20 protein-coding genes are annotated in these 21,178 nt (G+C 70.5%); 5 read left to right on the top strand and 15 right to left on the bottom strand.

The window, feature by feature from the left end:
* Positions 1-156: 156 nt before the first annotated feature.
* From LPC04_RS15010 to murJ, 9 genes are all read right to left on the bottom strand, one after another.
* Entirely contained in the window at positions 157-1,167 is a 1,011-nt protein-coding gene (locus LPC04_RS15010) for an inorganic phosphate transporter (RefSeq protein WP_275683060.1), read from the bottom strand.
* A 93-nt stretch (positions 1,168-1,260) separates the two neighbouring features.
* Entirely contained in the window at positions 1,261-1,908 is a 648-nt protein-coding gene (locus LPC04_RS15005; protein ID WP_275683059.1) for a DUF47 domain-containing protein, read from the bottom strand.
* Between the two features lie 158 nt (positions 1,909-2,066).
* Positions 2,067-2,609 carry a 2-amino-4-hydroxy-6-hydroxymethyldihydropteridine diphosphokinase gene (gene folK / locus LPC04_RS15000; protein ID WP_275683058.1) on the bottom strand — a complete coding sequence of 181 codons (543 nt, stop codon included), beginning with the start codon at positions 2,607-2,609 and terminating at the stop codon, positions 2,067-2,069.
* On the bottom strand, positions 2,584-4,464 hold the full coding sequence (gene pcnB, locus LPC04_RS14995) for a polynucleotide adenylyltransferase PcnB (protein WP_275683057.1): 1,881 nt from the start codon (positions 4,462-4,464) through the stop codon (positions 2,584-2,586). The genes folK and pcnB overlap by 26 nt, the downstream gene beginning before the upstream one ends.
* Positions 4,461-5,138, bottom strand: a complete 678-nt coding sequence (locus LPC04_RS14990; RefSeq protein ID WP_275683056.1) for a histidinol-phosphatase — start codon at positions 5,136-5,138, stop codon at positions 4,461-4,463. The genes pcnB and LPC04_RS14990 overlap by 4 nt, the downstream gene beginning before the upstream one ends.
* Positions 5,135-5,872, bottom strand: coding sequence for an HdaA/DnaA family protein (locus tag LPC04_RS14985; RefSeq protein WP_275683055.1), 738 nt, complete (start codon positions 5,870-5,872; stop codon positions 5,135-5,137). The genes LPC04_RS14990 and LPC04_RS14985 overlap by 4 nt, the downstream gene beginning before the upstream one ends.
* Positions 5,873-5,930: 58 nt before the next feature.
* Positions 5,931-6,986, bottom strand: a complete 1,056-nt coding sequence (locus LPC04_RS14980) for an AI-2E family transporter (protein WP_275683054.1) — start codon at positions 6,984-6,986, stop codon at positions 5,931-5,933.
* 148 nt (positions 6,987-7,134) lie between these two features.
* Entirely contained in the window at positions 7,135-8,004 is an 870-nt protein-coding gene (locus LPC04_RS14975; protein ID WP_275683053.1) for a SirB1 family protein, read from the bottom strand.
* 171 nt (positions 8,005-8,175) lie between these two features.
* On the bottom strand, positions 8,176-9,735 hold the full coding sequence (gene murJ / locus LPC04_RS14970; RefSeq protein ID WP_275683052.1) for a murein biosynthesis integral membrane protein MurJ: 1,560 nt from the start codon (positions 9,733-9,735) through the stop codon (positions 8,176-8,178).
* 284 nt (positions 9,736-10,019) lie between these two features.
* Between murJ and LPC04_RS14965 the strand changes: the two genes are divergently transcribed.
* Positions 10,020-11,543 (top strand): DEAD/DEAH box helicase, encoded by a 1,524-nt coding sequence (locus LPC04_RS14965; RefSeq protein ID WP_275683051.1) that lies wholly within the window; start codon positions 10,020-10,022, stop codon positions 11,541-11,543.
* Between the two features lie 188 nt (positions 11,544-11,731).
* Positions 11,732-12,862, top strand: coding sequence for a GGDEF domain-containing protein (locus tag LPC04_RS14960; RefSeq protein WP_275683050.1), 1,131 nt, complete (start codon positions 11,732-11,734; stop codon positions 12,860-12,862).
* 7 nt (positions 12,863-12,869) lie between these two features.
* Here LPC04_RS14960 and LPC04_RS14955 read toward each other — a convergent pair whose 3' ends face one another.
* Both LPC04_RS14955 and LPC04_RS14950 read right to left on the bottom strand, forming a co-directional pair.
* Positions 12,870-13,307, bottom strand: coding sequence for a YciI family protein (locus LPC04_RS14955; protein ID WP_275683049.1), 438 nt, complete (start codon positions 13,305-13,307; stop codon positions 12,870-12,872).
* A 136-nt stretch (positions 13,308-13,443) separates the two neighbouring features.
* Complete coding sequence (locus tag LPC04_RS14950; protein ID WP_275683048.1) at positions 13,444-14,079, bottom strand: CGNR zinc finger domain-containing protein; 636 nt, start codon at positions 14,077-14,079, stop codon at positions 13,444-13,446.
* 116 nt (positions 14,080-14,195) lie between these two features.
* Here LPC04_RS14950 and LPC04_RS14945 point away from each other — a divergent pair, with 116 nt between their 5' ends.
* From LPC04_RS14945 to LPC04_RS14935, 3 genes are read left to right on the top strand one after another with little or no spacing between them, the layout of a single operon-like run.
* On the top strand, positions 14,196-15,065 hold the full coding sequence (locus tag LPC04_RS14945; protein WP_275683047.1) for an alpha/beta fold hydrolase: 870 nt from the start codon (positions 14,196-14,198) through the stop codon (positions 15,063-15,065).
* 31 nt (positions 15,066-15,096) lie between these two features.
* The gene (locus LPC04_RS14940; protein ID WP_275683046.1) at positions 15,097-15,792 is read left to right on the top strand and encodes an alpha/beta hydrolase; all 696 of its coding nucleotides are present in this window, start codon (positions 15,097-15,099) and stop codon (positions 15,790-15,792) included.
* Position 15,793: 1 nt separating this feature from the next.
* Positions 15,794-16,564, top strand: a complete 771-nt coding sequence (locus tag LPC04_RS14935; protein WP_275683045.1) for an SDR family oxidoreductase — start codon at positions 15,794-15,796, stop codon at positions 16,562-16,564.
* 38 nt (positions 16,565-16,602) lie between these two features.
* Here LPC04_RS14935 and LPC04_RS14930 read toward each other — a convergent pair whose 3' ends face one another.
* The 4 genes from LPC04_RS14930 to LPC04_RS14915 all read right to left on the bottom strand — a co-directional run bounded on the left by LPC04_RS14930 (position 16,603) and on the right by LPC04_RS14915 (position 21,175).
* The gene (locus LPC04_RS14930; RefSeq protein WP_275683044.1) at positions 16,603-17,031 is read right to left on the bottom strand and encodes a TOBE domain-containing protein; all 429 of its coding nucleotides are present in this window, start codon (positions 17,029-17,031) and stop codon (positions 16,603-16,605) included.
* 19 nt (positions 17,032-17,050) lie between these two features.
* On the bottom strand, positions 17,051-17,962 hold the full coding sequence (locus LPC04_RS14925; protein WP_275683043.1) for a 2OG-Fe(II) oxygenase: 912 nt from the start codon (positions 17,960-17,962) through the stop codon (positions 17,051-17,053).
* 194 nt (positions 17,963-18,156) lie between these two features.
* A complete protein-coding gene (gene yaaA / locus LPC04_RS14920; RefSeq protein ID WP_275683042.1) occupies positions 18,157-18,975 on the bottom strand; it encodes a peroxide stress protein YaaA in 819 nt (272 codons plus the stop codon).
* Between the two features lie 124 nt (positions 18,976-19,099).
* Positions 19,100-21,175, bottom strand: a complete 2,076-nt coding sequence (locus LPC04_RS14915) for a hypothetical protein (protein WP_275683041.1) — start codon at positions 21,173-21,175, stop codon at positions 19,100-19,102.
* Positions 21,176-21,178 lie beyond the last annotated feature (3 nt).

Here is a 21,178-nt window from a genome sequence, read left to right as displayed (position 1 = left end):
ATGCCACCAGGCCGGGTCGAGATCGCTCGGTTCCACGTGCATTCACTCTAGCCACGCGGCGCGCTTGCGGGGCGGCCACGCGGGCCGGTGGCCGGCCAAGCGCGGACGATTTCAGGCCAGGCAGGGGTCGAACGGCGCGGCAGAAGCCGCCAGGCCTCAGAACAGCAGGCCGCTCAGCGCCGCGAACACGCCGGCGACCAGCGCCGCGGCCGGGATCGTGAAGATCCACGCCCACACGATGTTGCCCGCCACGCCCCAGCGCACCGCCGAGGCGCCGCGCACGCTGCCCACGCCGACGATGGCGCCGGTGATCGTGTGCGTGGTCGACACCGGCACGCCCAGCTGGGAGGCCAGGAACAGCGTCAGCGCGCCGCCGAACTCGGCGCAGAAGCCGCCCACCGGCTTGAGCTTGGTGATCTTCTGGCCCATCGTCTTGACGATGCGCCAGCCGCCGAACATCGTGCCCAGGCCCATCGCGACGTAGCAGCACCAGATGACCCAGCCCGGTGGCATGGCCATGCCGGCCGGCGAGTAGTGCGTGGCCACGAGCAGCAGCCAGATGAGTCCGATCGTCTTCTGCGCGTCGTTGCCGCCGTGTCCCAGCGAATACATGCCGGCCGAGATCAGCTGCAGCCGGCGGAACCAGCCGTCGACGCGCAGCGGCGGCTGGCGCCGGCAGATCCATGACACGACGATCAGCGTCGCCGCGCCGAGGATGAAGCCCAGCAGCGGCGAGACCACGATGAACAGCAGCGTCGGCCAGATGCCCGACATCATCAGGTGCGACGCGCCGCCGCGGCCGATCACCGCGCCCACGATGCCGCCGATCAGCGCGTGCGAGCTGCTGGACGGGATGCCGAACCACCACGTGAACAGGTTCCACGCGATCGCTCCCACCAGCGCGCCGAAGATCACGTGCTGGTCGACGAACGACGGGTCGACGATGCCCTTGCCCACGGTCGCGGCGACCTTCAGGTGGAAGATCCAGATCGCGACGATGTTGAAGAAGGCCGCGAACAGCACCGCCGTCTGCGGACGGAGCACGCCGGTGGACACCACGGTCGCGATCGAGTTCGCGGCGTCGTGGAAGCCGTTCATGAAGTCGAATGCCACCGCCAGCGCGACGAGCATCACGACCAGGCCGAAGCCGACATCAAGCGAGTGCATTTGTTGATCGAAGAGGTCTGCAGCGTCCGAGTGCCACGCGCGAGGAGTGCTGCGCTCCCCCTCGGGGGGCAGCGACGGGAGGAGCGAGGGGGCTCACGAATTTTCGAGGATGATGCCCTCGATGATGTTGGCGACGTCCTGGCAGCGATCCGAGATCGTCTCGAGGTGCTCGTAGATCGCCTTGAGCTTGATCAGCTCGCGGGTGTCGATCTCGTCGCGGAACAGGTGCGACATCGACGCGCGCATCACGCGGTCGGCGTCGGACTCGAGGCGGTCGATCTCCTCGCAGGTCTTGAGCGCCGCCGCGGCCACCTCGGGCCGGCGCAGCGTGGCCAGCAGGCTGGTGACGTGCTGCACGCGGTCGCAGCAGCGCACGGAGATCTCGCACAGGCGCAGCACGTCGTCGCCGATGCGCTGCACGTTGTAGAGCGACAGCACCTCCGTCGTGTCCTGCAGCAGGTCGATGACGTCGTCCATCGCGTTGATCAGCGCGCGGATCTGCTCGCCGTCGATGGGCGTGATGAAGGTGCGATGCAGCAGGCGCTGCACCTCGGCCGTCACCTTGTCGGCCGCGCGCTCGGCGACGTCGACCTCGCCGCCGTACTTCTCGCGCAGGGCCGGGTCGCCGTAGTTCTGGATCATCGCCAGGAAGGCATGCCCGCCCTCGGCGATGTACGCGGCGTGCTGGTTGAACAGCTCGAAGAAATTTCCCTCGCGCGGCAGCAGCTTGCTGAACCACATGGTCTGGATCCTCTTGATCTCTGGCGCGGCCGCTGGGGGCCGTCTGGATGGATGACGCCTGCGGCGTGGCCGTCTAGACGATTGACCGCGGCATTGTAGAGGGGACGGTCACGAAAGCGTCACAAAGCACCGGCGCGGCGGCCGGCGATTTGCGTTTTTCAGACGTCCAGGCGATGCACGCGCTGCGCCGGATCGCGCCGCACGGCGGCCAGCAGGTCGGCCACGCGCCCCGCCCCCGGGATATCGCCGCCGGGCCACAGCTCGGCCAGCGGCTCCAGCACGAAGCCGCGCTGCGCGGCGCGCGGATGCGGCACGACGAGGCGCTCGTCGCCCAGCACGATGCCGCCGGCGTCGCCCTCGACACCGAACAGCAGAACGTCCAGGTCGAGCGTGCGCGGCGCGTTGCGATACGGACGCTCGCGGCCGAAGCGCTGCTCGATGGCCTGCAGCGCGTCCAGCAAGGCGTGCGGCGCGAGCGCGGTGCGCAGGCACGCGACCGCGTTGACGTAGTCGGGGCCGCTCGAATCGACCGGCGTGCTGCCCCACAGCGACGAGGCCGCGACGCTGCCGTCGACGGCCAGCGGCCGCAGCGCGGTCAGCGCGTCGCGCAGCGTGGCGCGGGCGTCGCCGAGATTGGCGCCAAGGCCGACGAAGACCGTGGCGCCCCGCTGCGCATTACTCGGCGCCGTCGCCCTCGTCATCCTCGTCGTCCTTGAACGCCGGGCCGGCCCCGGCCTTGCGACGGCCGCCGCCGCCACGGCGACGCCGCGTGGTGTTGGCCTTCTTCTCGACCTTGTCCAGCAGCGAACGCGCGCTGGCGAGGTCGGCGGCGGTGGCGCCGTCGGCGATCGCGACCAGCGTCAGGTCGGCGAACTCGCGCAGCAGTTCCTGCGTCGCGGTGAGCGGCGGCGCGTCGGGGCCCACGGTGCCGAATGGCAGCTCGGCGTTGTCCAGCAGCGAGCGCAGCGCGGCGCGGTCGGCGTCGGTCGCGCCGTCGGCCAGCGCGGCGCGCGCGGTGGCGGCCAGCTGCAGCATCTGCTGCTTGGCGGCGCTCACGCGCGGCGCGGGGGCGGGCGCGCGTTCCGCCTCGGGCACGGGCGCGGGCGACGCGCTCGTCTTCAGCGGACGCGGATCGCGCGGCGCCGGCCGGGGCTCGCGCGGCCTGGACTGCGCCTGCTTGCGCGCGACCTCCAGCAGGTCGCGCCGCTTGTCCTCGTCGCCCATCGAGTAGTCTTCCCACCACTCGACGAGCGCCATGTCGATCTCGCCGGCGTCGGCGCGCAGGCGCATGAAGTCGAACGCGGCGCGGAAGCGCGGCTGGGCCAGCATCGCGGCCGGCGAGCTGCCGGTGCGCTTGTCGAAGCGCGGCTGCATCTGCCAGATCTCGCGCATGTCGGCGGCCAGCTTGCCCCGGCCGGAGATGTCGCCGATGCGCGCATCGAACGTCGCGTCGACCGCCGCCTGCAGCGCGGGCATCAGCGACTCGCCCTGCGCGCGCAACGCATCCCACCGCGCCGACACCTCGTGCCAGAACACGCACGCCATCAGGAAGCTCGGCGCCACCGACTTGCCCTCGTTGACGCGGCGGTCGGTGTCGGCCAGCGCGCGGTTGACGAAGTCCTCGCGCGCCGGGTTGGTGGCGATGCCCTCGAAGTACGAGTCGAGGATCGGGAACACGCCGCGATCGAGCCCGTACTTCTTCAGCATCGCGATGCTCTGCAGCGAGTGGCCGGTCTGCAGCAGCTTGAGCAGCTCCTCGAACATGCGCGACGATGGCACGTTCGCCAGCAGCGCCTTCATCTTGCGGATCGGCGCCTCGGTCCTGGCCTCGATCCTGTAGCCCATCTTGGCCGCGAAGCGCAGCACGCGGATGATGCGCACGGGGTCTTCGCGGTAGCGCGTCTCCGGGTCGCCGATCATGCGCAGCAGCTTGGCCTTGGAGTCGTTCATGCCGCCGTGGTAGTCGACCACGATCTGCGTCGACGGGTCGTAGTACATCGCATTGACGGTGATGTCGCGCCGCGCGGCATCCTCGTTCTGCGGGCCCCAGACGTTGTCGCGCAGCACGCGGCCGCTGGCGTCCACCGCGTGGCTCTTGCCATCGAGCTCGGTGCGCGAGGTCTTCTCGTTGCCCTTGACGGCGGACGCGGCGTCGGCGTTGTCGAGATACGCGCGGAAGGTCGACACCTCGATCTTCTCGTGCTCGCGGCCGCGGCCGTAGATCACGTGCACGAGGCGGAAGCGGCGGCCGACGATGAAGGCGCGGCGGAACAGCGCCTTGACCTGTTCGGGCGTCGCGTTGGTCGCGACGTCGAAGTCCTTGGGCTCGAGGTTGACCAGCAGGTCGCGCACCGCGCCGCCGACGATGTAGGCCTCGTAGCCCGCGTCCTTCAGCTTCTTGCAGACGTTGACCGCCGGCTCGATGATCAGGCGCAGGTCGATCTTGTGCTGGTCGACGCCGTACTCGACGCGCTGGCCCAGCGAGACGCCGGCGGGCAGCCCGTCGTCCGTGGCCGGTGCCTTGCCCAGCAGTCGGTCGATGAATTTGCGGATCATTCGAAAAGCCTCAGGATTGCCCAGCCACGCTCGGCGGCCACGGCCTCCAGCGCGGCCGACGGATTGGTCGCGACGGGGTCGGTGGCCCGCTCCAGGAGGGGCAGGTCGTTGATGGAGTCACTGTAAACGGTGATGCGATCGAAGTCGTCCCAGCCGGCACCCTGCGCTTCGAGCCACTGGCCCACGCGCGTGACCTTGCCGTGCTGGTACGTGGGCACGCCGCGGATGGCGCCGGTGACGGCGCCGGCGGCGTCGCGCTCGAGCTCGATCGCGAGCAGCTCGGGCACGCCGAACGCCTGGGCGATCGGCCGGGTGACGAATTCGTTGGTGGCGGTGACGATGGCGACGAGGTCGCCCGCGTCCTGGTGCTTCCTGACGAGCGCGAGCGCCTGCGGCGTCAGCATCGGCGCGATGATCTCGCGCATGAAGCGCGCGTGCATGTCGGCCTGCTCCCGCGGCGTGCGGCCGCGCCAGACCGAGGTGGCGAAATCGACGTACGCATGCACGTCCAGCGCGCCGGCCACGTAGGTCGCGTAGAACTCGTCGTTGCGGCGGCGCCAGGCCTGCCCGTCGGCCCAGCCCACGTCGACCATGAACTCGCCGAACGAGTGGTCGGAGTCGCCGGCGATCAGCGTGCCGTCGAGGTCGAAGAGCGTGAGATTGCGGCGGGTCATTCGCGGAATGGGAGAGCGGTCTGTTGTTCGGCCTGCTCTTCGTTGAGCATGCGCTTGAGCAGCGGCACGGTGACGGCGCGCTTCTCGGCCAGCGCGAAGCCGTCGAGGCGATGCAGCAGGTGCATCAGGCTCTTCAGGTCGCGCGCGAAGCGCACGAGGATGTAGTCGAGGACGTCGTCGCCCAGCACGACGCCGCGGCGCCCGGCCTCCTGGCGCAGCGCGTCGCGCGTGCCGGCCTCGGCCAGCGGATGCACGGCGTGCACCGGGCCCCAGCCGAGGCGGGTGCGCAGGTCCTCGCGCACCGGCAGGTCGACCGGCGGCAGGCGGCCGGCGGATGCGAACTGCACGCCCAGGCGCGCCCCGACGGCGGGCGCCTCGGACGAGGCAACGCGGCTCGCGGCCTCGACGAACAGCGTGAACGCGGCGTGCTGCTGCGCCTCGTCGAACTGGTCGACGCCATCGAGCAGCACCAGCGCCGCGTCGTCGGCCAGCATCCACGGCGTCGCCGACGACGCGTCGAACCATTGCGCCACCAGGCCGGCCTCGACGGCGCGCGCCTGCAGCTCGCGCAGCAGCTGCGTCTTGCCGCAGCCGGCGGGGCCCCAGAGGTAGACCGGTGCGCCGGGCCACGATTGTTCGCGCAGCTGCCCGACCACCGCGGCGTTGTCACCCGGCAGGAAGCCGGCGAACGGCGGCAGCGGATCCCAGGCGAGATCGAGGATCAGCTGTCGCATTCGGTTTGCCTCCATGCTGCGCATTGCGGTATTCGCGCTTCGGAACGGCCGTGCGCGCTCATGTGCGGTAGAACGAGCTGGCGCGGTAGGCGCTCATGGCGTGGCGCATCGCGACGACCATCAGCGCCGTCACCGGAAGGCAGACGAGCACGCCGACGAAGCCGAACACCTCGCCGAAGACCAGCAGCGCGAGGATGACGGCCAGCGGGCTCAGGCCGATGCGCTCGCCCACGAGGCGCGGCGTCAGCACGAAGCTCTCCAGCACCTGGCCGACGGCGTAGATGGCCGCGACTTCGGCGACGCCGTGCCAGCCGGTGAACTGGATCGCCGCCGACATCAGCGCCAGCACCAGCCCGGTGGTGTAGCCGAGGTACGGAATGAAGACGGCCAGGCCCGTGAACACGCCGATCGGCCACGCGAGGTTGAGCCCGGTCAGCATGAGGCCCAGCGAATAGATCAGCGCCATCGCGCCCATCACCGCGAGCTGGCCCTTCAGGTATTGGCGCAGCATGGTGTCGCACTCGCCCAGGAAGCGCGCCAGCGGTGCGCGCGCCTTCAGCGGCACGAGGTTCCAGGCGCCGCCGGTCACGGTCTCGGCGTCCACCAGCAGGTAGAACACGAGCACCGGCACCAGCACCAGGAAGCCGATGATGGTCGCCAGCCAGCTGCCGCCGATGCGCGCCGAGCTCAGGAGCTTCTGGCCCCATTCGTCCATGTTGGTGTCGAACGACTTCATGATCGACGCCTTGAGCGTGTCGGTATCGACGTTGATGCCGAAGGATTTCAGCTGCGGCGCGACCACGTGGTTGAACTTGTCCAGCAGGCCCGGCCACTGGGTGCGCAGCTGCGGGATCACGGTCGTGACGATGGGCACCAGCAGCAGCGCCAGCGCGCTGACGGCCAGCATCGCGAACAGCACGGTGATGGTCGTCGCGAGCGCGCGCGGCACGCGCCGGCGTTCCAGCGTACGCACCAGCGGCCACAGCAGGTAGGCGAAGACCAGCGCCAGGATGATGGGCGCCAGCGCCGGCCCCAGCAGCCACAGCAGCAGCGCCGCCGCCACGGCCACGGCGAGCCAGGTCAGGGTGCGTTGCTGTGCGGGGGTCAGGGTCATGTCGGAGGACGGGCCGGCAAGGGCGAATCGGGCGGACGCCGGCGGCCGTGACGGCGCGCCGGTCGCGGCCGGGGTGGCCGCTGGCGGGGCGGCACGCCCAGGCGGACCGCAACCGCGCATTGTAGGGCGGCCGGGCGGCCAACCCGGTTCAATGGCGCTGCGAGCGCGCGGCCAGGATGCGGCGCTGCAGGCTGTCGGCGTCCGCCGCGTCGGGCGTGTGCTCCAGGTACAGGCCCCAGTCGAACGCGGCTTCCTCGGTGCGGCCCATGCCGTCGAGCACGTCGCCGCGCAGGCGGTAGGTGTCCCAGTCCCGCGGCTCCAGCACGACCTGGCGATCGAGCACCGCCAGCAGCCGCTGGACGTCGCCGCGGCCCTGGTGGATCTGGCGCAGGTTGCGCAGCATGCGGCCGATGATGTCGCGCGGGCCGGCGGCCTGCAGGAACAGGCCCAGCGGCACGTCGAAGGCGTCGCGGATCGCGCTCGCCTGGCGCACCACGTCCAGCCGCTCCTCGAGATCGCTGCGCGACAGCGACTGCCCGGTGAACGGATCGATGACGACCTCGCCCTGCGGCAGCCGCATCTTCACCAGGAAGTGCCCGGGAAACGACACGCCCTCGGCGCGCAGGCCGATGTGGCCGGCGATCTCCATGTAGAGCAGCGCCAGCGTGATCGGGATGCCGCGCCGGCGCGCGAGCACGTCGGGCAGGTAGCTGTTGGCCGGGTCGTGGTAGTCGTTGACGTTGCCCGCGAAGCCCAGCTCCTCGAAGAAGTAGCGGTTGAGGGTGCGCAGCCGGTGCAGCACCGGCGCGTCGGGGGCGAGCCGGTTCTTCAGCCGCAGCGCCAGCGCGTCGACGTCGGCCAGCACCGCCTCGACGTCGAGCCCGGGCGTCTCGTCCTGCGCGATCGCGATGGCGGCCTCCAGCAGCGGGAACTGCTCGTCGTCGGCCACGAGGGCGTCGAAGTACTCCAGCGCGCTCGGCGCGTTGAAAGTGGGCGTGGGCCGGGGAACCAGGGACATGCGCCCGAGTTTAGACCCGGCGCCGCGCCCGTGCGCGCGTCACGCCTTGCGCCCAGGCAAGACCTTGGCGCCGCCCGCCGAGGTCACGCCTTGCGCCCAGGCAACACCTTGGCGCCGCCCGCCGAGGTCACGCTTTGCGCCCAGGCAAGACCTTGGCGCTGCGCGCCGAGGTCACGCCTTGCGCACGAATTGCTTGACCTTGATCCCCAGCACCATCAGCACCGCGACGTAGACGACCGCCACGCCGCCCAGCACCCCGGCCATCTTCAGCGCGCGCAGCAGCGGATGGGCGCGATCCAGCCAGTCGATCGCCTGGTCGGCCCACACCAGGCCGGCGCCGAGCGCCAGGCCGGCGACGAGCACGCGCGCGCCGAACGCCAGCCAGCCCGGCTGCGGCTTGTAGACGCCCATGCGGATCAGGCCGGTCAGCAGCCAGCAGGCGTTGAGCACCGCGCCCAGGCCGATCGACAGCGCGAGCCCGCCGACGCCGATGTGCAGCCCGAAGATGAACAGCGCGTTCATCAGCTGCGTGCACACGAGCACCGCGACCGCGATGCGCACGGGCGTGCGCGTGTCGAGCTGCGCGAAGTAGCCCGGCGCGAGGATCTTCACGCTGACGATGCCCAGCAGGCCCAGGCCGTAGCCGCGCAGCGGCTGCACGGTCGCCAGCACGTCGGCGCTGGTGAAGTGGCCGTAGCCGTAGAGGATGGCGATCAGCGGCTTGGCGAACACGAGCAGCGCGATCGCGCACGGCAGCGTCTGCAGCACGACCAGGCGCAGGCCCCAGTCGATCATGTTCGAGTAGCCCTCCTTGTCGCCGCGCACGCGGGCCGCCGACAGCTGCGGGATCAGCACCACGCCCAGCGCCACGCCCAGCAGCGAGGTGGGGAACTCCATCAGCCGGTCGGCGTAGGTCAGCCAGGAGACCGACCCGGTGGCCAGGTGCGAGGCCAGCTGCGTGTTGACGAGCATCGACACCTGCGACACCGACACCCCCAGCAGCGCCGGCGACATCTGCTTGAGCACGCGCCGCACGCCGGGGTGATGCCAGGCGTCGACGATGCCGCTCCAGCGAAAGCGGATGTGCGGCATCAGCCCGACCGCCTTCAGCGCGGGGATCTGGACCGCGGCCTGCAGCACGCCGCCCAGCATCACGCCGATGGCCAGCGTGTAGACGCCCGGGATGCCGTGCGCCAGGAAGGTCGGCGTCAGCGTGCGCGCCGCGAGCACCACGCTCACGTTGAGCAGGATCGGCGTCGCCGCGGGGATCGAGAAGCGGCCCCAGGTGTTGAGGATGCCGGCCGACAGCGCCACCATCGACATGAAGCCGATGTAGGGGAACATCAGGCGCGTCATCAGGACGCCGGCGTCGAAGCGCTCGAGGCCCGAGGCCATCAGCCAGACGAGCACCGGCGCGCCCACGACGCCGATCACGCAGGTGGCCAGAAGCGCCCAGGCCAGCACGGTGGCGACGGCGTCGACCAGCCGGTGCGTCGCCTCGTCGCCCTCGGCGATGCGCGAATTGGCCAGCAGCGGCACGAAGGCCTGAGAGAACGCGCCCTCGGCGAACAGCCGGCGCAGCAGGTTGGGAATGCGGAACGCGACGTTGTAGGCGTCGGTGAAGCCGCTGGCGCCGAAGCTGGCGGCCACGAGCTGCTCGCGCACCAGGCCGGACACGCGCGAGGCGAGCGTGAGCAGCGAAACCGTCGAGGCGGCCTTGAGGAGATTCATCGGGGGCCGCTGACGACGGCGATTTCTGGTGGTCTGGGCGCGGATTATAGGAACCGGAATGGCCGAGGAAACCCGCAAGCTGCGGGTTATCCCCCTTTTCCGCGAACCGACCTGGTGCGTACCGATACAATGCTGTCAGCCGCTCCAAGCTCCAGTCCAGCGAGTGGCCGTCGATCCTCGACGCATCCCCCAGCAATCTGCCTTCACGACTGGTGCCCGCATCACTGCGCGGCGCAGCAGGCCGATCCGCGATTCCCGGCACGATCCGGGACTGAAAACCACCCATGAACTTTGACGAACTCGGCCTGGCCGAGCCGCTCCTGCGTGCAGTGCACGAGTACGGCTACACGACCCCGACCCCGATCCAGTTGCAAGCCATCCCCGTCGTCCTCCAGGGCGGCGACCTCCTCGCCGGCGCCCAGACCGGCACCGGCAAGACCGCCGGCTTCGTGCTGCCGATGCTGCACCGCCTGCTCGCCAGCGGGCCGAAGAAGGACTCGCGCGGCAAGACGCCGGTGCGCGCCCTGATCCTCACGCCCACGCGCGAACTCGCCGCCCAGGTCGAGGAGAGCGTGCGCACCTACGGCAAGCACGTGCCGCTGACCAGCATGGTCATCTTCGGCGGCGTCGGCATGCAGCCGCAGATCAACCGCCTGCACAAGGGCGTCGACATCCTCGTGGCCACCCCCGGCCGCCTGCTCGACCTGCACCAGCAGCGCGCCGTCGACCTGTCGCACGTCGAGATCTTCGTGCTCGACGAGGCCGACCGCATGCTCGACATGGGCTTCATCCACGACATCAAGAAGGTGCTCGCGGTGCTGCCGGCCAAGAAGCAGAGCCTGCTGTTCTCGGCCACGTTCTCCGACGAGATCAAGGCCCTGGCCGACCGCCTGCTGAACAAGCCGGGCCTGATCGAGGTCGCGCGCCGCAACCAGACCAACGAGATGATCGAGCAGGCCGTGCACCCGGTCTCGCGCGACCGCAAGAAGCAGCTGCTGTCGCACCTGATCAAGAGCGGCGACTGGCACCAGGTGCTCGTGTTCACGCGCATGAAGCACGGCGCCAACCGCCTGGCCGAGTACCTGAACGACGACGGCATCACCGCGATGGCGATCCACGGCAACAAGAGCCAGACGGCGCGCACCCGCGCGCTGGCCGAGTTCAAGGCCGGCACGCTGCAGGTGCTCGTGGCGACGGACATCGCCGCGCGCGGCATCGACATCGACCAGCTGCCGCACGTCGTCAACTTCGAGCTGCCCAACGTGCCCGAGGACTACGTTCACCGCATCGGCCGCACCGGCCGCGCGGGCGCGCAGGGCCGCGCGGTGTCGCTGGTGTGCGTCGACGAGGACATCTTCCTGAAGGACATCGAGAAGCTGATCAAGCGCCCGATCCCGAAGGAAGTCATCGCCGGCTTCGAGCCCGATCCGACCGAACGCGCCGAGCCCATCGTCCTGGGCCGCACGTCGATCGGCGTGCGCGGGCCGGCTGGTGGCGGCCGCGGCAACGGCGGCGGTCATCACGCACGCGCCGGTTCCGGCGGTGGCGGTGGTGATCGCGGCCGCGGCCCGGCGCGTCCGGGTGGCGGCGGCGGCAACGGCGGCGGCCGTCCGGCACCGCGTCCGCAGGGCCCGTCGGGCTCGCACAGCGGCGCCAAGCCGGCGCACGCCGGCCACGGCGGCGCGCGCCCCGCGGGTGCAGGCAACGGCGGTGGCCGACCGGCCGGCGGCGGCGGTGGCCGTCCGCAGGGCGGCGGACAGCGTCCGGCGCTGACGTCGTCCAACAAGGGACCGTCGACGAAGCGTTGATGCGCCTGTCGATGTCGTTCGATTGATCAGGGCCCGCGCGCGCAAGCCGCGGGCCTTCGTCATTGGAAGAGTCGCGCCCCTAAGTCGCGCGCTTCGTCGAATACTGCACGTCCAGCAACGATGGGCCGTTGCTGCTCGACAGAGAATCGAGGGCTTGGCTGCCTGCGCAGCGACTCGAGACTTCGCGCTTGGATCTGCACACCCTGTTCCTCGCCCAGACGGGCCTGCTCGCCGCCACGGCCGCGATGCTGTGGGTGTCGCGCAGCGACGTCGACCATCGCAACGGCATGCGCCGCTGGCGCTGGGCGATCACCAGCCAGGCCCTCGCCTATCTCGTGCTCGCGATTCCGGCGAGCGGCCCCTGGGCCGTCGCGACGGGCCTGGCCGCCAACCTGGCGGGCGCCGTCAGCGTCTCGCTGTTCTTCATCGCGATCCGCCGCTTCGCGGGGCGAAGCTGGAACGTGCGCCGTCTGGTCGCGATGGTCGTCGCCGTGACGGTCGCCGGCGCCGTCACCGGCGAGCACGTCGCCTGGGCCGCGATCTTCAACGGCTTCGCCTATGCCGGCTACGAGTGGCTCAACGCGCTCTCGCTGTGGCGCGACGCCCGCCCCGAGACCGAGCGCGTGCAGCGCGTCGTCGCCGCGTTCTACGTCTGCATGGGCCTCGTGCTGCCGCTGCGCGCGATCGCGCTGCTGCTGATCGGGCGACCGGGCCTGGGCCTCGACCACGACAACGCCTGGCAGCTGCCCATCTACGCGTTCGGCTTCGTCTATCTGGTCATCACCAATCTCGGCTTCGTGCTGATGTGCAAGATACGCGCCGAGGCCGACACCCGCCTGCAGGCCCGCACCGACGACCTGACCGCCCTGCCCAACCGGCGCGCGCTCGACGAGGAGATGCGCCACGCGCTGGCGGGCGCGCAGCGCAGCGGGCGGCCGTTCGCCGTCGTGATGGCGGACGTCGACCGCTTCAAGATGATCAACGACACCCACGGCCACGGCATCGGCGACGCCACGCTCACCGCGTTCTCGGCGCGCCTGGCCGGCGCGTTGCGCGGCCCCGACCGCGCCTACCGCTACGGCGGCGAGGAGTTCTGCCTGCTGCTGCCCGACACCGACGCCCGCGGCGCGCGCGTGCTCGCGGAACGCGCGCGCGAGCAGGTCATGCGCCCGTTCGAGGGCGCGGTGCACGATCTGACGGCCAGCTTCGGCGTGACGGCCTGGCAAGCGGGCGACACGCTGGACACGCTGTTCCGGCGCGCGGACCGGGCCTTGTACGCGGCCAAGAGCGGCGGCCGCAACCGGGTCGAGATCGGCTGACCCGGGGTCAGCCCCGCGCCTGCCAGACCGACGCGCTCCACGTCGGCGCCGCCGTCCGGATGATGTCCAGCACATGCGGCGGAATGTCGCCTGCTCCGGTGAGCTGGCGCACCTCCAGGATGTCGTCCGAGCCGAGGCCGGACGGCGCTCGCAGCGCCCACGAGATCGCTTCCTCCAGCGATCCGACGTCGACGATGTAGAAGCCGCCCACCAGTTCCTTGGACTCGGTGAACGGGCCATCGACGACGTAGCGCCTGCCCTTGTCCACCGCGATCCGGGCCCCGCGGGCCGCCGGGTTCAGGCCTTCGGAGGCCACCAGCACGCCGGCCTGGTGCATCTCCTCGTTGAACTTCATGTAGGCGGTGAGCAGCGCGTCGCTCGGCATGCCGTCGGGGCCGGGCGCCGCGCCGTTGGGGTCGGCCTGGGCCGTGATGATGAATCGCATTGGCGTTCTCCTGGATGGAGTGGGACTCGTGGACCACGACGAATGACGGGGCGCCGGATCGACAGTTTCGATCGCCCGTCGATCGAGTCAGGCGTGGCGGTCATCCTGGCGATCGTTTGGCACCGCCGCGATGGCGTCAACGAGCCGCTGCCCGGTCGCGATGCGCGGCCTGCTTGGCGCGGTTGCCGCAGACGGCCATGTTGCACCAGCGGCGGCGCCCTCCTCGCGTGGTGTCGAGGAAATGGAGGACGCAGGTCGGTCCTTCGCACTTCTTGACCTCGGCGAAGTCCGCCCGGCTCACGAGCTCGGCGATCGCCTGGGCGATCGGCAGCAGGAGATCGTCGGCAGATTGCCAGCGGCGCCGCGCGACCACCTCGAGCGCGGAGTCGCCGTCGCGCAGCTCGGCCCGGGGGCGGGCGACGATCTGCGTGAACGTGCGGTCGCGCGCGAGCAGGCCATTCAGCGGCTCGAGTTCGCCCTCGGCCGAACGCGTGAGCGGCTTGCCGCGATGCCGCTGCACGAAGCCGCGGAGCCACTCGCGCAGGGCCCGGGCCTGCGCGGCCACCGCGTCCAGTTCCTCGGCCGTGGCCAGCGCGCGCACCTCGTCGAGCGCGGCCTGATCGAGCAGCCCCGCGGCCTCGAGCCACGCGAGCAGGTCTTCGCCGGAACCCAGCCATTCGACTTCCACGTCGACGGGAATCGCCAACGTGTTCAGGAAGTCCAGGCCGGCGGCTTCGGCCAGGAACATGGCGGGGGGTCGATCGGCCGTCATGCGGAGCGCTCCTTTGGTAACCGTTAAAAATCGTGTTGACAGGTTATCACATCAAAAGTAACCTGCTCGCATCGTTCAAACAGGTTACCTGATCGGTGGCCAACCAAGGAGTCAACATGAGTGCGACGATGAACCGGAAAGTGGACGTCGATGGTCTCGAGGTGTTCTACCGCGACGCGGGGCCGGCGGATGCGCCGGTGCTGTTGCTGCTGCACGGGTTCCCGAGCTCGAGCCACATGTTCCGGGACCTGATCCCGAAGCTCGCGGGCGAGTACCGCGTGATCGCGCCGGACCTGCCCGGCTTCGGCCAATCGGCGATGCCGGCGCGCGAAGTCTTCGCGTACACGTTCGACGGGCTCGCGCGCGTCATCGACCGCTTCACCGAAGTCCTCGGGCTGCGGCGATTCGCGCTCTACGTGTTCGACTACGGCGCGCCGGTGGGATGGCGCCTGGCGACATGGCATCCCGAGCGCATCACGGCGCTCGTCACGCAGAACGGCAACGCCTACGAGGAAGGGCTCAGCGAGGGCTGGAATCCGATCCAGGCGTACTGGCGCGACCCGAGCGCGGGCAAGCGCAACGCGCTGCGCCAGTTCCTCGCGCCGGAGTCGACGCAGTGGCAGTACACGCACGGCGTGAGCGACGCCGCACGCGTCTCGCCGGACGGCCATGCGCTGGACAACTGGTACCTGTCGCGACCGGGTGCGGACGACATCCAGCTCGACCTGTTCCTGGACTACGCCAGCAACGTGGCGCTGTACCCGACGTTCCAGGCGTATTTCCGCGAGCACCAGCCGCCGCTGCTGGCGGTGTGGGGCCGCAACGACCCGTTCTTCCTGCCGGCCGGCGCCGAGGCGTTCAGGCGCGACATCGCCGACGCCGACGTGCGCTTCTTCGACACCGGCCACTTCGCGCTGGAGACGCACGCCGACGAGATCGCGACCGCCATCCGCGGCTTCCTTGCAAAGACGCTGCAGGCCGCGTGAGCGCGCTCGCAACACACCAGGAGAAATGACGATGACTCGGAAGAACGTGACTGCCGTGCTGGTGCACGGCGCCTGGGCCGACGGCTCGAGCTGGCGCGACGTGATCGATCCGCTGCGCAGCGCCGGCGTGGACGTCGTCGCGGCGCCGCTGCCGCTGACGTCGCTGCAGGACGACGTCGCGGCACTCGAACGCACGCTGGAGCGGGTCGACGGCCCGGTCGTGCTGGTCGGCCATGCCTACGCGGGCGCGGTGATCGGCGAGGCGCGCAGCGACAAGGTGCGGGCGCTGGTCTACGTCGCCGCGCTGGCGCCCGACGAAGGCGAAGGGGTCGCGGACGTGTTCTATCGCAACGAGGCGCACCCGCTGGCACCAACGCTGGCGCCCGACGCGCACGGGCTGATCTGGCTGCCGCGCGAGGCCTTCGCGGCGGCGTTCGCGCAGAACGCGTCGCCGACGGCGCTCGAATGGCTCGCGGCGGTCCAGCGGCCGATCGCGGTGCCGTGCATCAGCACGCCCGTCGGGCGCCCGCGCTGGAAGGACGTGCCGGCCTGGTATCTGCTCGCGGAGGACGACCGGATGATCCGCCGCGAGACGCAGGTCTTCATGGCCGAGCGCATGCAGGCGACGATCGTCGCGCAGCCGGTGGATCACACGCCCAGCGTGACGGCCCCGGCCGGGGTCGTCGACATCGTCCTCGCGGCCGCCGCCGCGGTGAAGGGAGCGTGACATGAACGACCGAGTGGTCATCGTCACCGGCGCGAGCCAGGGCATCGGGCGCGCGACGGCCATCCGCCTCGCGCGGGATTTCGCGGCCGTTGTGCTCGTCGCGCGCAGCGAGGAGAAGCTGCGCGAGACCGAGCGCGAGGTCGTCGCCGCCGGCGCACGCGCGTTGGTCGTGCCGGCCGATCTCGGCGAAGCGCCGGCCGCGGGCGAGGTCGTGCGCCGGGCCGTTGCCGCATTCGAGCGCATCGACGCGCTCGTCAACATCGCCGGCGCCGTGCCCCAGGTCGACGTACTGGAGATGACCGACGCGCAGTGGGACGCCGGCTTCGCGCTGAAGCTGCACGGCGCACGCCGGCTGACGGTGCAAGCCTGGCCGGCGTTGCAGGCGTCGCGCGGGTCGGTCGTCTTCACGTCCGGCAATTCGGCACTGTTTCCCAAGGCCGGCTATGCGGCCGTGGGCACCGTCAACGCGGCCATCGTCGCGTTGGCCAAGGCGTTCGCGGACAAGGGGCTGCAGGACGGCATCCAGGTCAACAGCGTGCTGCCGGGCCCGGTCATGACCGGCCGCCGCCGCTCCTACCTCGAGCACTGGGCGCCGGCGCACGGGATGTCGGTCGAGGAGGCCACGCTGAAGTTCCCGAAGGAAGCGGGCATCGCGCGCTACGGCGAACCGGAGGAGATCGCGGCCCTGATGGCGTTCCTCGTGTCGCCCCAGGCGCAATGGATGACAGGCTCGGCGCTGCGCATGGACGGCGGCGAGGTCAAGTCCGTCTGAGCCGACGCGATCGAGGCCCGACGCAACGCGTCAGGCTCTCAAGCCTTGACGGCCACGAACACCTGGTAGGCCTTGAAGATGGCCGTGGCCGCCTGGCCCGTGCGCAGCTTGAGATCGTCCACGGCATCGTTCGTGACGGTGCAGGTCACCTCCTCGCCGCCCGGCAAGGCGAGGCGCACGACGGTGGACACGGCGCCGCGATCGACGCGCGACACGGTGCCGGCCAGCTGGTTGCGCGCGGACAGCACGTAGCCATCGGCGTCGGTCACCAGCACCACCGACGAGGCCTTGATCAGTACCAGTGCCTGCTGACCGGGATGCAGGTTCATCCGCTTGGCCGACGACGTGGTCAAGGTCGCGGCGAGGACGTGGCCGCCCGCGATCTCGATGCTCACCTCGGTGGTGACCGGGCCGCTCTCGACGCTGCGGATCGCCCCCGCGTACTGGTTGCGCGCGCTCGTCTTCATGTTGCCCGCTGTCATTCGCTCAGATGAATTCGCGCTCGCGCAGCCACTTCGTCGCGACCCACTTCTCGCCCTCGATCACCGGCTGGCCCCCATGCAGGCTCTTGGTGTTGACGTGGGCGCGGTCGTAGCTGAAGAAGCAGGCGTTGCCCTTGATCGGGGCCACCTCCAGGCCGACGTCGGGGAAGATGGTGCCGCCGCCCTTCTTGGGCGTGTTCAGGTACATCAGCAGCGTGCCCACGCGCTGGCCGCCGCGCTTGAGGATGGACGCGGAGCCGGGATGCACCGGGTCGAAGTAGTCGTAGTGCGGCTTGTATTCGGCGCCCGGCTGGTAATGCAGCACCTGCAGGCCCTCGCCGTTCTGGACGGGCCAGCTCAGCAAGGCGGCGATGCGGCGCTCGACGCGGTCGATCACGCCCGTCTCGCCGCGCTCGAAGAACATGCCGCGGCTGGTGCGGGCGACGTTGACCTCGCTGCCGCCAGTGAGGTTGTCCACCGTCTCGGAGCGCGCCATGCGCGGGCCGGCCAGCGCGATGATCTTGTCGCACTCGTCGTCCGACAGGAAGCCACCCAGCACGATGACGCGCGGGTGCTTCATGGTCGTCAGCACGGTGACGTCGCGGTCGAGGATGCGGATCTTGCTGGGCGAGTCGGCGATCGGGGCGTCGGGCACCGGCACGGGCTGCGGCTCGTGGTCGGCCGGGGCGGCGGCCTGGCGCTCGGCCACCTGCTGGTTGAGGTGGTCGCGCAGCGTCTCCTCGAGCGCCTTGATGGCCACGTCCTCGTGCCAGCCGCTGGACTTCATCGCCTCGAGCACGGTCTCCGGCGCCACGCCGGCCTGCGCCTGCGCGACGATCCACTGGCGGAGTTCCACCGAGATGTACTGTTGACGCTGCTGGCCAGCGTTCGTCTTGGTGCTCGATTGCGATTGCATGGGGTCGACTCCGGACGTGCGGTCGAAGGGTTGCCAAGGCTGCGCCCGGCGGGCGCGCCGTTCTCAGGTGCGTATTCTGGCAGCGCCGCACGGTCGAGTCGGGCGGGAATCCCCCGGGATGCGCCGGGCTTCGTGCAACATCTGGTGAATCCGGGAGCCGGATGTCGCCGCGGGCCGCCCGACCGCCGGCGTCGTCAGGCCTGCCGCCGCCGGAAGACCAGGCGCTCGGGCTCCGATGCCCGCTCCGCGAAGCGATAGCCGTCGGCGTGGAAATCCGTCAGCGCCTCGGCGGTCCCGGCGCGCTTGTCGATGGCGTGGCGGGCCATCATCCCGCGGGCGCGCTTGGCGAAGAAGCTGATGATCTTGTAGTCGCCGTCCTTCCAGTCCTCGAAGACGCAGTCGACGACGCGCGCGCGCAGCACCTTCGCGCGCCCTCGCCTGGCTTGCGTGACCTTGAAGTACTCCTGCGACGCGAGATTGATCACCAGCGGCTCGCGCTCCTTCGCCTGGAGCTTGTTGATGTGGGCGGCGACCGTCTCGCCCCACCACGCGTACAGCGAATTGCCGCGCTCGGTGGCCAGGCCCGTGCCCATCTCGAGCCGGTACGGCTGCAGCCGGTCGAGCGGCCGCAGCACGCCGTACAGGCCGCTGAGCATCAGCACGTGCTTCTGCGCCCAGGCGATCTCGTCTTCGTTGAGCGTCGAGGCGCGGAGTCCGTCGTAGACGTCGCCATTGAACGCCCACATCGCGGGGCGGCTGTTGCGCTCGGTGGCGCGCGTCGACCACGCCTTGTAGCGCTTGACGTTCAACTTGGCGAGGTCGTCGGACAGATCCATCAGGTCGGCGATGTCGGCCACCGTCTTCGTGCGCAGCGTGGCGATCAGTTCGGCGGCCTGCGCAGCGTACTGCGGTGCGGTGGCGGCGGGCTTGAGCGATGCGCGGGCGGCGAGCACCGGCTCGGGCAGCGGGGATTCGTAGTCGAGGGACTTGGCGGGGGACAGCAGCAGGAGCATGGCGCGCAGTGTAGCGAGCGGGGTCGATGCGCGCGCGCGCAAGGTGGGTCGCGAAGCCTGGGCGCCGGCGTCGCACCACTTCAACGCACCGCGACGGCCAGCGTCGGCCGTCGCGCCCGCGGCCTTAGTGCGTCGAATTGACGATCGCCCCGCCCGTGCCGACCGCCACGAAGGCCGTCCCGCTGAACGCGACGCTCGACAAGCGCGTGTTCATGCCGCCCGCCCGGTTCGTCCAGGTGACGCCGTCCTCGCTGACCAGCACCGCGTCCGAATCGCCCACCGCGATGTACTGGCCGTCGGCCTGCACGATCGCGTAAAGCGTCGATGGCGACGGCGTCGAGGCGATGGCCCAGTTGGCGCCGTCGAGGCTGTGCCAGGCGACGCCCGCCGCACCGACGCCGACGAAGCCCGCGCTGCCGTAGGCCACCGCGCTCAGCGGCGTCAGCGTCGGACCGGCGGTCCAACCCAGGCCGTCGACGCTCCAGAACAGGTCGCCCGCGTTGTCGACCATCACGAAACGGCCATTGCCGTAGCTGAGGTTGACGATCCACGGCGTCGGGTTCGACGACTGGATGCCTGACGCGGTCGCCGTCCAGGCGACGCCGTCCTTGCTGGCGTAGACCGACTTGCCGCTGCCGGCGGCGAGGAATTGCCCGTTGCCGTAGACCAGCGTCGCGAGGCCGGACGGCAGGACGGCCTTCGCCGCGCCCCAGGTCGTGCCGTCGGTGCTCACATAGACCGAGCCGCCCTGAGTCACCGCGACGAAGCGCGTGCCGTCTTGCGCAATCGCGGCGAAGCTCGCGCCGTCGGGAGCGTTGGAGCGGGTCCAGGTGGTAGTGTCGCGGCTCGTCAGCAGATGGCCGTCGGACGTGGAGATCACGCACAGGCCTTGCAGGCAGGCCGTGGCGACCAGGCCAACGCCGTCGCTGGGCGCGACGTTGTTCCAGGTCGTGCCGTCGGCGCTGTGGCGCAGCTGCGCGCCCCAGCCGACGGCGACCGTGTCCGTGCCGTTCGACGCGACGCCCGTGATGAGCGCACTCGAGTCGGCGGACGGGTTGCTGTAGAGGCTGCTCCAGTGCACGCCGTCGGTCGACACGTCGATGGCCTTTTCGCCGTAGGTGAAGAAGCGTCCGCCGCTGAAGGTCACCGGGCCCCAGTAGCTCTGTATCGACGTGCCGCTGGTGTCGCCGCCGGGCGTCCAGGTCACGCCGTCGACGCTGGTCGACGAGCTGCTGCCGTTGTTGGCGACGAACGTGCCGTTGCCGTAGGCGACGCCATAGGTCGGGCCGGGTGGGGAGAACTGCGACCAGTTGGCGCCGTCGGTGCTCGTGTAGTTGCCGCCGAAGCCCATGCCCAGGAACTTGCCGTTGCCGTAGGTGACCTGGTAGATGTCGAGGCCGCCGTTCGCCACGCCGCCGGTGCGCGACGTCCAGTTCACGCCGTCGTTGCTCGCGAGCACGCCTTGCACGCCGGTGGCGACGTAGGTGCCGTTGCCGAAGGTGACCGTCCACAGGGACAGGTACTGCGGATCGATGCCGGTGCCGTCGGTGGCCGCGCTCACGTTGCCCGCGGTCCAGGCGAGCCCGTCGGCACTGTGCCAAGTGGCGCCGTTGGGCGCGATGCCGACGTAGCCGTCGTCGCCGAGCGCCATGTCGTTGATCGCCATGCCGGCGGGCAGGTCGAGCGGCGTCCAGGCCATGCCGTCCGTGCTGGTGAGCACCGAGGTCACGCCGATCGCGTAGAAGCGCCCGCCCAAATAGCGCACGGTACTGAAATCGCCCAATGCAGGCCGCTGCACCTGCCAGACGGCGCCCGGGGCCGGCGTCAGCGCGATCTGCACCGTCTTCTGGACGCCGCCGTCGGTCACGTTGATCGTCGCGGACGTCGCGCCGCCGAGCTGGCTGGGCAGTGGTGGACGATAGGTGATCGCCGCGCCGGTCGTCGCGGACAACGTGCCGGGCCCGCTGAGGCTCCAGGTCGCCGTGTCGGTGCTGCCGCTCACCGTCGCTGTCAGCGAGACGGCATTGCCGCCGGCGACCACGGATTGCGCACTGGCAGTCACGGCCAGCGTGACGACGGGCGGAGGCGACGGCGGGCTCGATCCGCCACCGCCTCCGCAGGCTGCGAGCAGGGATGTCAGGCAGGCCGATGCTACGGCCCATTTGGCGCGACACATGCCGCTGCGCAAGTCGTCGTTCATGCC

The organism is Scleromatobacter humisilvae, assembly GCF_023231945.1.
GTDB lineage: Bacteria > Pseudomonadota > Gammaproteobacteria > Burkholderiales > Burkholderiaceae_C > Scleromatobacter > Scleromatobacter humisilvae.
Note: the sequence above shows the minus strand (reverse complement) of the source record. Positions and strands in the feature narration are given on the sequence as shown.